Source organism: Cupriavidus ulmosensis, assembly GCF_977008105.1.
Genome location: NZ_CDRMWP010000001.1, coordinates 2,772,244 through 2,783,947, shown reverse-complemented (window position 1 = coordinate 2,783,947; position 11,704 = coordinate 2,772,244). Strand labels below are relative to the sequence as shown.

Here is an 11,704-nt window from a genome sequence, read left to right as displayed (position 1 = left end):
GATGAGCAATACCGGATTCATTCTCACCATTTCCTGCCCGGACCAGCCGGGCATCGTCCATGCCGTCTCGGGCCTGCTGTTCCAGCACGGCTGCAACATCGTCGACTCCGACCAGTTCGGCGATGAATTCACCGGCCGCTTCTTCATGCGCGTGCATTTCACGCCGAGCGCGGGCGGTCCCGACCTGGCCGCGCTCAAGGCCGCGTTCGCCCCGATTGGCGACCAGTTCGGCATGCAGTGGGAATTGTTCGACGCCAGCGTCAAGCCGCGCGTGATGATCATGGTGTCGAAGATCGGCCATTGCCTCAACGACCTGCTGTTCCGCGCCAAGGCCAGCGGCCTGCCGGTGGAGATCGCCGCCATCGTGTCGAACCACCGCGACTTCTACCAGCTCGCCGCGTCCTACGACATCCCGTTCTTCCACCTGCCGCTGATGAACAGCTCCGCCGAGCAGAAGGCCGCGCAGGAAGCCAAGGTGTTCGAGGTGGTGCGCGAGCAGAACATCGACCTGGTGGTGCTGGCGCGCTACATGCAGGTGCTCAGCGACGACCTGTGCCGCAAGCTGGCCGGGCGCGCCATCAACATCCACCATTCGTTCCTGCCCAGCTTCAAGGGCGCCAAGCCGTACTACCAGGCGCACGACCGCGGCGTGAAGCTGATCGGCGCCACCGCGCACTACGTCACGGCGGACCTCGACGAAGGCCCGATCATCGAGCAGGAGATCGAGCGCGTGGACCACAGCATGGCTCCCGAGCAGCTCACCGCGGTGGGCCGCGACGTGGAGTGCGTGGCGCTGGCGCGCGCGGTCAAATGGCACGCCGAGCACCGCATCCTCATCAACGGCCACAAGACCATCGTCTTCAAGTAAGCCCGCTCGCGCATGGCCGGCGCGTCCCGCGCCCGGCCCGCGCGCATGGCGCGCGCGCCGCAGGCCGCCGCGTTCAGTCCCGGGCGACCACACAGCTCACTCCGCTGTCTTCCAGCATCTGCCCGAACGGCGGCTTGAGCGGCTCGTCGGTAAACAGCCGGTCGATCTCCGACAGGTGCGCCAGCTCCACCATCGCCTGGCGGTTGAACTTGCTGGCGTCGGCCGCCAGCCAGATCTCGCGCGAATGCTCGATGATGGTCCGCGCCACCTTCACTTCGCGGAAATCGTAGTCGCGCAGCGTGCCGTCGGCCTCGATGCCCGAGATGCCGATCAGGCCGATGTCCACCTTGAACTGGCGGATGAACTCCACCGTGGCCTCGCCCACGATGCCGCGGTCGCGCGAGCGCAGCACGCCGCCGGCCACGATGACCTCGCAGTCGGGGTTGTCGGCCAGGATGCTGGCCACGTTCAGGTTGTTGGTGATCACGCGCAGGCCGCGGTGGTGGATCAGCTCGCGCGCGATCTCCTCCACCGTGGTGCCGATGTTCAGGATCAGCGAGCAGCCCTCCGGCACCGCGCCGGCCACCGCGCGCGCGATGCGCGCCTTGCCCTCGGCGTTGAGCACCTGCCGCTGCCGGTAGGCGATGTTCTCCACGGTCGACCCCTCCACCCGCACGCCGCCGTGAAAGCGCGCCAGCATGCCGTTGCCGGCCAGCAGGTTGACGTCGCGGCGGACCGTCTGCAGGGTCACGCCGAACTTGCGGGCGAGTTCGTCGATGGAGGCGAAGCCCTGGCTGCGTACCTCTTCGAGCAGGGCGGTCTGGCGTGGATTCAAGGTCATGCCGGCATTCTAGTTCAAACACAAACGAAAACAAATGATGCGGTGCATGATTGTTTTATGTTCGTTTTTGCACTAAAACGAGCGGAAAGCAAAAGTTTGTGCGTCCGCATCATCGCTGTTCATGTGATGCGGTGAGCATACGAATCCGGAGACCCGATGCAGCTCAGATTGGAAGGCATCGCCCAGCACGCAGGTTCGCAGGCGTATCTGTATCCCATGTCGCTGGCGCCCGTGCCGGGCGCCGTGACCATCCTGCTGGGCGCCACGCAGGCCGGCAAGACCTCGCTGATGCGGGTCATGGCGGGGCTGGACCGGCCCAGCGCCGGGCGCGTGGAGGTGGACGGCGCGGACGTGACCGGCGTGCCGGTGCGCGAGCGCAACGTGTCGATGGTCTACCAGCAGTTCATCAACTATCCCTCGCTGAACGTCTTCGACAATATCGCCTCGCCGCTCAGGCTGCGCCGCGCGAAGGACATCGGCGCCCAGGTGCGGGCGCTGGCGGCGCGGCTGCACATCGACCACCAGCTCGATCGCCTGCCGGCCGAGCTGTCGGGCGGGCAGCAGCAGCGCGTGGCGCTGGCGCGCGCGCTGGCCAAGGGCGCGCCGCTGATGCTGCTCGACGAGCCGCTGGTGAACCTGGACTACAAGCTGCGCGAGGAATTGCGCGAGGAGCTCACGCAACTGTTCGCGCATGGCGACGCCACCGTGATCTACGCCACCACCGAGCCCGGCGAGGCACTGCTGCTGGGCGGCCACACCGCCGTGCTGGACGCGGGCGAGCTGCTGCAATACGGCCCCACGCCGGACGTCTTCCACTATCCCGACTCACTGCGCGTGGCGCGCGCGTTCAGCGATCCGCCGATGAACCTGATGGCCGGCGACCTGCGCGGCGGGATCGTGACCCTGCCGGGTGGCATCGCCGTGCCGCTGCCGGCGGCCGCGGCCCACGCCGGCCCGGTGACGGTGGGCGTGCGCGCCGGCGCGCTGCGGCTGGACGCCGCGTCCGGCATGGTGCCGGTGGCGGGCACGGTGGCGCTGGCCGAGCTGTCTGGCTCGGACACCTTCGTGCACATGGACTCGCCGGTCGGCAACCTGGTGGCGCAGTTCCCGGGCGTGGTCGACCTGCAGCTGGGCGCGCCGCTCACGCTGCAGCTCGACCCGGCGCAACTGTATCTGTTCGACGCGGCCGGCAAGCGCATCCATGCGCCGGCGCGGCCGCAGCGCGCGGCGGCGCCGCTGGCCGCGGGGCGGGGAGCCTGACATGGCGCGCATCGACCTCGACCTGTCCCATTCCTACCGCCCGGACCCGCAGTCCGACGAAGACTACGCGCTGCTGCCGCTGAAGTTCACCTTCGAGGACGGCGGCGCGTATGCGCTGCTGGGGCCGTCCGGCTGCGGCAAGACCACGCTGCTCAACTGCATCTCCGGCCTGCTGCGGCCGTCGCACGGCACCATCGCGTTCGACGGGCGCGACGTGACCGCGGCCACGCCGCAGGCGCGCAACATCGCCCAGGTGTTCCAGTTCCCGGTGATCTACGACACCATGACGGTGGGCGAGAACCTCGCCTTCCCGCTGCGCAACCGCGGCGTGGCCCCGGCCCAGGTCAGGCAGCGCGTGGGCCGCGTGGCCGAGATGCTGGACCTGTCCGCGTCGCTGGACCGGCGCGCCAGCGGGCTGGCCGCCGACGCCAAGCAGAAGATCTCGCTGGGCCGCGGGCTGGTGCGGCAGGACGTCTCGGCGATCCTGTTCGACGAGCCGCTGACGGTGATCGACCCGCACCTCAAATGGCAGCTGCGGCGCAAGCTCAAGGAGATCCACCACGAGTTCCGCCTCACGCTGATCTACGTCACGCACGACCAGACCGAGGCGCTCACCTTCGCCGAGCAGGTGCTGGTGATGTCGCGCGGCAAGGCGGTGCAGGTGGGCTCGGCCGACGCGCTGTTCGAGCGGCCCGCGCATACCTTCGTCGGCAACTTCATCGGCTCGCCCGGCATGAATTTCCTGGACGCGCAGTGGCGCGACGGCGCCATCGAGATCGCCGGGCGGCGCTACATGCCCGAGCTGGCCGCGCCGGCGGCCGTCGCGCTGGGGGCCGCCGGCGGCTTCAAGGTGGGGGTGCGCCCGGAATACCTGCGGCTGGCCGCCGGCAACGATCCGCAGGCGCTGCCGGCGCGCGTGGAGCGCGCGCAGGACATCGGCACCTACTGGCTGGTCACGGCCACCGTGCAGGACGCCGGCGGCGCGCCCGCGCTGGTGCGCGCGCGGCTCGGCAACGAGGCCGCCGGGCTGGCGCCGGGCCAGACCGTGTGGCTGTCGGTGTTCAACCGCCATACCTGTTATTACGTCAACGAGGAGCTGGTGGCATGAGCACGCTGAAGCCCGTCAACCAGAAGGCCTGGCTGCTGGTGATCCCGGTGGTGCTGTGCGTGGCGTTCTCCGCCATCCTGCCGCTGATGACCATCGTCAACTACTCGGTGCAGGACATCATCTCGCCCGAGCGGCGCGTGTTCGTCGGCACCGAGTGGTTCCGCACCGTGCTGCGCGACGGCGAGCTGCACGACGCGCTGCTGCGCCAGCTCGGCTTTTCGCTCGCGGTGCTGGCGGTGGAGATCCCGCTGGGCATCCTGCTGGCGCTGTCGATGCCGGCGAAGGGGTGGAAGGCCTCGGCGGTGCTGGTGGTGATCGCGCTGTCGCTGCTGATCCCGTGGAACGTGGTGGGCACCATCTGGCAGATCTTCGGGCGCACCGACATCGGCCTGCTCGGCGCCGCGCTCGCCGGACTGGGCTTCGACTACAACTACACCGGCAGCGCGGTCGACGCCTGGGTCACGGTGCTGGTGATGGACGTGTGGCACTGGACGCCGCTGGTGGCGCTGCTGTGCTACGCCGGCCTGCGCGCGATTCCCGACGCCTACTACCAGGCCGCGCAGATCGACGGCGCCTCGCGCCTGGCGGTGTTCCGCTACATCCAGCTGCCCAAGCTGCGCGGCGTGCTGATGATCGCGGTGCTGCTGCGCTTCATGGACAGCTTCATGATCTACACCGAGCCGTTCGTGCTGACCGGCGGCGGGCCCGGCAACGCCACCACCTTCCTGTCGCAGTACCTGACGCAGAAGGCCGTGGGCCAGTTCGACCTGGGCCCGGCGGCGGCGTTCTCGATCGTCTATTTCCTCATCATCCTGCTCATGTGCTTCGTCCTCTACAACTGGATGCAGCGCGCGGGTACCGCCGGTAGCGCCGGCAGCGAGGACATGCCCCATGCGTGACGCCCAGCGGCGCGCGGCCTATGGCCGCGCCATCTTCCTCGTGGCCTACCTGGTGTTCGCCGTGCTGCCGATCTACTGGATGCTGAACATGTCGTTCAAGTCCAACGAGGAGATCGTCTCCACGCTGTCGCTGTGGCCGAACGACTTCACGCTGGACCACTACAAGACCATCTTCACCGATGCGTCGTGGTACTCCGGCTATGTCAACTCGATGATCTACGTGGCCATGAACACCGTGATCTCGATCACGGTGGCGCTGCCCGCGGCCTATGCGTTCTCGCGCTATCGCTTCATCGGCGACAAGCACGTGTTCTTCTGGCTGCTGACCAACCGCATGACGCCGCCGGCGGTGTTCCTGCTGCCGTTCTTCCAGCTCTACACCACCATCGGCCTGATGGACACGCACCTGGGCGTGGCGCTCGCGCACCTGGTGTTCAACGTGCCGCTGGCGGTGTGGATCCTGGAAGGCTTCATGTCCGGCGTGCCGCGCGAGATCGACGAGACCGCGTACGTGGACGGCTACTCGTTCCCGCGCTTCTTCCTGACCATCTTCCTGCCGCTGATCAAGGCGGGCGTCGGCGTGGCGGCGTTCTTCTGCTTCATGTTCAGCTGGGTGGAGCTGCTGCTGGCGCGCACGCTGACCTCGGTCAACGCCAAGCCCATCGTCGCCACCATGACGCGCACGGTGTCGGCCTCGGGCATGGACTGGGGCGTGCTGGCCGCGGCGGGCGTGCTGACCATCGTGCCGGGCGGCATCGTGATCTGGTTCGTGCGGCACTACATCGCGAAGGGCTTCGCGATGGGGCGCGTTTAAGACGTCGTTTCAAAAAGATCCTGGCGTCGTTGCGCGGCCTTGTCGTACCGGTTGTACTGCCCGCGGCCGCGCGCCTGGCCAGGACCGCTTTGCTTCATTTTGAAACGACCTCCAAGGAGAGGCAATGCTGAGCTGGATGGTGTGGACCACCCCGGTGGCCGTGTTCTTCGTCTGCGTGGTGCTGATGCTGATCGGCATGACCGTGTGGGAGACGCGCGCGCCCACGCTCGAGCGCAAGGGTTTCCTGCCGATCGCCACCACGCGCGGCGACCGCCTGTTCATCGGCCTGATGTGCGCCGCGTGGATCAACCTGGCGTGGGTGGGGCTGGGCGAGAAGATGATGGCGTGGTTCTCGCTGGCCGAGGAACCCTCGATCTGGATCAGCTTCGTGGCGTCGATGCTGGTGCTGGCCCTGGTGATGCGCAAGGGCTGAGAAAGCATAAAGCGACGGCAATCTCGTCGATGGGCATGGCGGCCTGTACCTTCCCGGGCCGCAGCCCAGACAAAGAGCAGGGAGGGGGATTCTCGAGGAGACGTTCATGAAGGTGCACGTGAAACTGGGCATGACGGCCCTGGCCTGCGCGGCTGCGCTGGCCTGCGGCCACGCCGCATGGGCAGGCGAGGCCGAGGCGAAGAAGTGGGTCGACGGCGAGTTCCAGCCGTCGTCGCTGTCCAAGGACAAGCAGCTCGCCGAAATGAAGTGGTTCATCGACGCCGCGGCCAAGCTCAAGGCCAAGGGCATCACGCAGGTCAACGTGGTCTCGGAGACCATCACCACCCACGAGTACGAATCCAAGACGCTGGCCAAGGCCTTCGAGGAAATCACCGGCATCAAGGTCAACCACGACATCATCCAGGAAGGCGACGTGGTGGAGAAGCTGCAGACCTCGATGCAGTCCGGCAAGTCCATCTACGACGGCTGGATCTCCGACTCCGACCTGATCGGCACGCATTACCGCTACGGCGCCATCCTGCCGCTGACCGACTACATGGCCGGCGCCGGCAAGGAATGGACCAATCCCGGCCTGGACGTGAAGGATTTCATCGGCACCAAGTTCACCACCGCGCCCGACGGCAAGCTCTACCAGCTGCCCGACCAGCAGTTCGCCAACCTGTACTGGTTCCGCGCCGACTGGTTCGCGCGCAAGGACCTGCAGGACAAGTTCAAGGCCAAGTACGGCTACGACCTCGGCGTGCCCACCAACTGGTCGGCCTACGAGGACATCGCCAGCTTCTTCTCCAACGACGTCAAGGAGCTCGACGGCAAGAAGGTCTACGGCCACATGGACTACGGCAAGAAGGACCCGTCGCTGGGCTGGCGCTTCACCGATGCGTGGCTGTCGATGGCCGGCGCCGCCGACAAGGGCCTGCCCAACGGCATGCCGGTGGACGAATGGGGCATTCGCGTGGGCACGGACAAGTGCACGCCCGAAGGCGCCTCGGTGTCGCGCGGCGGCGCCACCAACAGCCCGGCCGCGGTCTACGCGCTCACCAAGTACATCGACTGGATGAAGAAGTACGCGCCGCCGCAGGCGATGGGCATGACCTTCTCCGAGGCCGGGCCGGTGCCGGCGCAGGGGCAGGTGGCGCAGCAGATCTTCTGGTACACGGCCTTCACCGCCGACATGACCAAGAAGGGCCTGCCGGTGGTCAACCCCGACGGCACGCCCAAGTGGCGCATGGCGCCGTCGCCCTACGGCCCGTACTGGAAACAGGGCATGCAGAACGGCTACCAGGACGTGGGTTCGTGGACCTTCTTCAAGAACACCGATCCCAACCGGCTCGCGGCGGCGTGGCTGTACGCGCAGTTCGTGACCTCGAAGACGGTCTCGCTGAAGAAGTCGCTCACCGGCCTGACCTTCATCCGCGACAGCGACATCCACCACGAATACCTGACCAAGAACGCGGCGCAGTACGGCGGCCTGATCGAGTTCTACCGCAGCCCGGCCCGCGTGGCCTGGACGCCGACCGGCACCAACGTGCCGGATTACCCGAAGCTGGCCCAGCTCTGGTGGAAGAACGTGGCCACCGCCGTGACCGGCGAGAAGACACCGCAGTCCGCGATGGACAACCTCGCCGAGGAAATGGACCAGGTCATGGCGCGGCTGCAGCGCGCCGGCATGAGCAACTGCGCGCCCAAGCTGAACGCCAAGAGCGATCCGGCCAAGTGGCTGTCGGACGACCACGCGCCGTGGAAGAAGCTGGCCAACGAAAAGCCGAAGGGCGAGACCATCGCCTACGACAAGCTGCTGCAGGCCTGGAAGGAGGGCAGGGTGCGCTGAGCGCGTGCAGGGCGTGTCTCGTACCCGATTGCCGGGCACGTCCCGCCGCGCAGCCCATTCCCGCGTTGCCCGGGGGTTTGCTCCTCTCTCCCACTTGTGGGAGAGAGGAGACCACAGGCAGCAAGCCGGCTTCATCGGCAGCCCGAACGCAACCGTTTCTCGGTTGTTTCCTGCGATCCCGGCGCCAGCACAGCCGGCACCCCCATCGAGTGCAGCAATACCGACATCCAGACCTCCTCAACGATTTTTCGGAAAATTCCTTGACTATCTATCTACCAGTAGATAATATTCGGGTCATGGAAGCCGCTGCTCCGCCCCAGCCAGAACGCTGAAGCAGGAAAGAGGATCCAGCGCAGTACCCGGGGACTCCCCGTTTTTTTTGCCCAAGTCATCTATCTACTAGTAGATAACAGCAAGAGAAACGCCGGACTCCAGCGCGCCTTACCGATTCGATTCCGCCCCAGCGCGGATCCTCAATGTGAAATGGAGAAGATCATGAACGCCAAGCTCATCGCCAAGACCGTCATCACCGCCGCCACCCTCGCCGCCGCCTTCGTGGCTGGCCAGGCACAAGCCTCGGGCCCCAAGGACAGCAGCTTCGCCGGCGACAAGTACGGCTACGTGTTCCGCACCGATGCCCGCGACGCCTACACCGACGGCGCGCGCATCAGCAACCGCGATGGCTATACCGACGGCGCCCGCACCGGCAACCGTGATGCGTACACCGACGGCGCCCGCACCGGCAAGGCCGACCCGTTCACCGACGGCGCGCTGGTCGCGGGTCTTGACCGCAGCGGCGTGTCGGCGACGCCGGCGCGCAGCGGCAACCGCGATGCCTTTACCGACGGTGCCCGCATCGGCAACCGTGATGCGTACACCGATGGCGCGCGCACCGGCAAGGCTGACCCGTTCACCGATGGTGCGCTGGTAGCCGGCCTCGACCGCAGCGGCGTGTCGGCGACGCCGGCGCGCAGCGGCAACCGTGATGCCTTTACCGACGGTGCCCGCATCGGCAACCGTGACGCCTACACCGATGGCGCTCGTACCGGCAAGGCCGACCCGTTCACCGACGGCGCGCTGGTCGCGGGCCTGGACCGCAGCGGCGTGTCGGCAACCCCGGCGCGCAGCGGCAACCGCGACGCCTTCACCGACGGCGCCCGCACCGGCAAGTTCGACGTCTTCACCGAAGGCGCCAACGCCTGAGCGGCATGACGGTTCCCCGCTCCCGCGACCCGGGGCGGGGAAGGGCGCAGCGAGGGGCCGCCATCCGCGGTCTTTCGCTGCGTGATTGGCTTTGACAGTCGAGAGGGTCCGCCCAACAGCGGACAAATGCCAGATGAAAACCCTATCCGTACGCGAACAACTGCTCGAGCACACCCTGGTGCTGGTCCGGCAGCGGGGTTTCAATGGTTTCAGCTATCGCGACCTGGCCGAGCGCGTGGGCGTCAAGACGTCCAGCATCCATTACTACTTCCCGACCAAGGAAGACCTCGTGCAGGCGGCGGTGACGGAGTACAGCGCCCGCATCTGCGACCACGTGCGCCATATCGACACCGGCCTGCCGCCCGAGGACCAGGCCCGCGAATTCCTCCAGCCGTGGCTCGATTCGGCGGGCGGGGACCGCATCTGCCTGGTCGGCATGCTGTCGACCGAGGCGCTGCTGCTGCCCGAGCCGGTGCACCGCGTGCTCAAGGAGTTCTACCGCGTGAACGAGACGTGGCTCACGCGCCTGCTGGAAAGCGTGCAGGCCGCGCAGCACAAGCCCGCGGCGCTGGCGCCGCAGACGATGGCGCAGGCCGTGCTCGGCGCCTTGCAGAACGGGCTGGTGGTGGCGCGGCTGTTCGGCGCGCCGCAGCGGATCAAGGCCGCGGCCGACCTGCTGACGGTGGCGGTGTCGGGCCCCGTGGCCGAACCCGTGCCGGCCTGAAGCCCGGCCTTGCGCAGTACCGGCGCCCGCCACCCGGCGGGCGTCGTGCGTGGCGTGCCGGCGTGGCGCTCACGGACATTCCGCGAGCGCGCGCGCCAGCCAGTCGATCACCGGCCGGAAGCGCGACGCGCCGCGGAACTCGCGCGGATAGGCCAGCCAGATTTCCCTGACCACTTCGGGCACGTCGCGCACCAGTTCCAGCCGCGCGTCGCCGCGCGCCAGATGGTGCGGCAGCAGCCCGATGCCGAGCCCGCCGCAGACCGCCTCGTGCACGGCCAGCATGTTGTTGGACTGGAAGCCGGCGCGCGCGCCGGCGCGGCGCGTCCATTCCGATTCCGGCAGCGCCAGCCCTTCGTCGAGCAGGCCGCACAGCGGCGCCGCCGCCAGTGCTTCCTCCGGCCACGGTCCGCTGCCCGGCGGCCGCGCCGGCGCATAGAGGCCGTAGCCCATGCTGCCCGCGCGCTGCGCGATCACGTCGCTCTCCTGCGGGCGCGCCAGCCGCACCGCGATGTGCGCGCGCCGCCGCGCCAGGCTGGCCACGCGGTTGTCGGTCTCCAGCCTGACCTCGAGCTGCGGATGCGCGCGGTACAGCGCCGCCAGCCGCGGCGTGAGGAAATGGCTGCCGAGCGCCGCCGTGCAGGCAATGCCGACCACCCCCGAGACGCCGGCGCCGGCGTCCTCCACCGCGCGCAGCAGGCGCTCGGCCGAATGCTCCATCTGCTGCGCCGCCGCCAGCGCCGCGCGGCCCGCGGCCGAGAGCGCGAAGGCGCCGTCGGTGCGCGTGGCCACCGGCTTGCCGAGCGCGCTTTCCAGCCGCCGCACGCGGCGGATCGCGGTGGCGTGCGTCACGCCCAGCTCGCGCGCGCAGGCCGAGTAGTTGCCGGTGCGGATCAGCGTGGACAAGGTCAGCAGGTCGTCCCAATGCAGTGAACGTTTTTGCACGGCGGATGTGAGCGGATTGAGAATTGCCGGACAGCATAGCGCGCCCTATCATCGCCTGCACACCGACCATCCCGGCGGCACCGGCAAGCCGCCCGGACCCCGTCGCGACCGGACTGCCGGCGCGGCCACATCAAAAGGAGCCACCATGCCCGCACCCTTCACCCTGCTCGACCTCGCCGGCGCCAGCCGCGCCCCTTCGGCCTGGCAGGCAGCCACGCTGGTGCTGGTCGACCACCAGCGCGAATACGTGGACGGCAAGCTGCCGCTGGCCGGCATGCCCGCCGCCGTCGCGGCCTGCGCCGAACTGCTGGCGCTCGCGCGCCGCCACGGCAGCCCGGTGGTGCACGTGGTGCATCACGGCCGCGCCGGCAGCGGCGGCGCGTTCGACCCGGAAGGCCCTTATGCCGCGCTGATCGAAGGCCTCGACGCGCGCGACGGCGAGCACACCGTGGCCAAGGGGCTGCCCAACAGCTTCGCCGGCACCACGCTGGCCGCGCTGCTCGCGCAGCTTGGCCGCAAGGAGCTGATCGTGGGCGGCTTCCAGACCCATATGTGCATCAGCGCCACGGTGCGCTCGGCGCTCGACCACGGCTATCGCAGCACCGTGGTCGCCGCGGCCTGCGCCACGCGCGACCTGCCCGATCCGCTCGGCGGCGCGCCGCTGGCGGCGGCCGAGGTCCACCGCGCGGCGCTGGCCGCGCTGCACGACCGCTTCGCCACCGTGGTGGCCGGCCCGGCGGCCTGGGACTGAAGCGCGCGGGCG

The 11,704-nt window shown here is 68.5% G+C and carries 12 protein-coding genes; 10 read left to right on the top strand and 2 right to left on the bottom strand.

What is annotated here, in order from left to right:
- Position 1: 1 nt before the first annotated feature.
- Positions 2-868 carry a formyltetrahydrofolate deformylase gene (gene purU, locus ACWTPI_RS12660; RefSeq protein WP_020202331.1) on the top strand — a complete coding sequence of 289 codons (867 nt, stop codon included), beginning with the start codon at positions 2-4 and terminating at the stop codon, positions 866-868.
- A 73-nt stretch (positions 869-941) separates the two neighbouring features.
- Here purU and ACWTPI_RS12655 read toward each other — a convergent pair whose 3' ends face one another.
- Positions 942-1,709, bottom strand: a complete 768-nt coding sequence (locus ACWTPI_RS12655; RefSeq protein ID WP_020202332.1) for a DeoR/GlpR family DNA-binding transcription regulator — start codon at positions 1,707-1,709, stop codon at positions 942-944.
- A 156-nt stretch (positions 1,710-1,865) separates the two neighbouring features.
- On the opposite strand from ACWTPI_RS12655, the gene ACWTPI_RS12650 reads away from it, so the two are divergent.
- From ACWTPI_RS12650 to ACWTPI_RS12615, 8 genes are all read left to right on the top strand, one after another.
- Positions 1,866-2,969 carry an ABC transporter ATP-binding protein gene (locus ACWTPI_RS12650; protein WP_454731789.1) on the top strand — a complete coding sequence of 368 codons (1,104 nt, stop codon included), beginning with the start codon at positions 1,866-1,868 and terminating at the stop codon, positions 2,967-2,969.
- A gap of 1 nt (position 2,970) precedes the next feature.
- Positions 2,971-4,077 carry an ABC transporter ATP-binding protein gene (locus ACWTPI_RS12645; protein WP_059413415.1) on the top strand — a complete coding sequence of 369 codons (1,107 nt, stop codon included), beginning with the start codon at positions 2,971-2,973 and terminating at the stop codon, positions 4,075-4,077.
- Positions 4,078-4,082: 5 nt separating this feature from the next.
- Positions 4,083-4,976 carry a carbohydrate ABC transporter permease gene (locus ACWTPI_RS12640; RefSeq protein ID WP_029043452.1) on the top strand — a complete coding sequence of 298 codons (894 nt, stop codon included), beginning with the start codon at positions 4,083-4,085 and terminating at the stop codon, positions 4,974-4,976.
- Complete coding sequence (locus ACWTPI_RS12635) at positions 4,969-5,790, top strand: carbohydrate ABC transporter permease (RefSeq protein ID WP_020202336.1); 822 nt, start codon at positions 4,969-4,971, stop codon at positions 5,788-5,790. Before ACWTPI_RS12640 ends, ACWTPI_RS12635 begins: the two co-directional genes overlap by 8 nt.
- A gap of 124 nt (positions 5,791-5,914) precedes the next feature.
- Positions 5,915-6,223, top strand: coding sequence for a DUF2160 domain-containing protein (locus tag ACWTPI_RS12630; protein ID WP_020202337.1), 309 nt, complete (start codon positions 5,915-5,917; stop codon positions 6,221-6,223).
- A gap of 118 nt (positions 6,224-6,341) precedes the next feature.
- Positions 6,342-8,072 (top strand): ABC transporter substrate-binding protein, encoded by a 1,731-nt coding sequence (locus tag ACWTPI_RS12625; protein WP_454732476.1) that lies wholly within the window; start codon positions 6,342-6,344, stop codon positions 8,070-8,072.
- 495 nt (positions 8,073-8,567) lie between these two features.
- Positions 8,568-9,275, top strand: a complete 708-nt coding sequence (locus ACWTPI_RS12620; RefSeq protein ID WP_059413416.1) for a hypothetical protein — start codon at positions 8,568-8,570, stop codon at positions 9,273-9,275.
- 133 nt (positions 9,276-9,408) lie between these two features.
- Positions 9,409-9,999, top strand: coding sequence for a TetR/AcrR family transcriptional regulator (locus tag ACWTPI_RS12615; RefSeq protein ID WP_020206654.1), 591 nt, complete (start codon positions 9,409-9,411; stop codon positions 9,997-9,999).
- A 69-nt stretch (positions 10,000-10,068) separates the two neighbouring features.
- On the opposite strand, the gene ACWTPI_RS12610 is transcribed toward ACWTPI_RS12615, so the two are convergent.
- Entirely contained in the window at positions 10,069-10,941 is an 873-nt protein-coding gene (locus ACWTPI_RS12610; RefSeq protein WP_454731788.1) for a LysR family transcriptional regulator, read from the bottom strand.
- A gap of 145 nt (positions 10,942-11,086) precedes the next feature.
- Here ACWTPI_RS12610 and ACWTPI_RS12605 point away from each other — a divergent pair, with 145 nt between their 5' ends.
- On the top strand, positions 11,087-11,692 hold the full coding sequence (locus tag ACWTPI_RS12605; protein WP_059413316.1) for a cysteine hydrolase family protein: 606 nt from the start codon (positions 11,087-11,089) through the stop codon (positions 11,690-11,692).
- Positions 11,693-11,704: the final 12 nt, after the last annotated feature.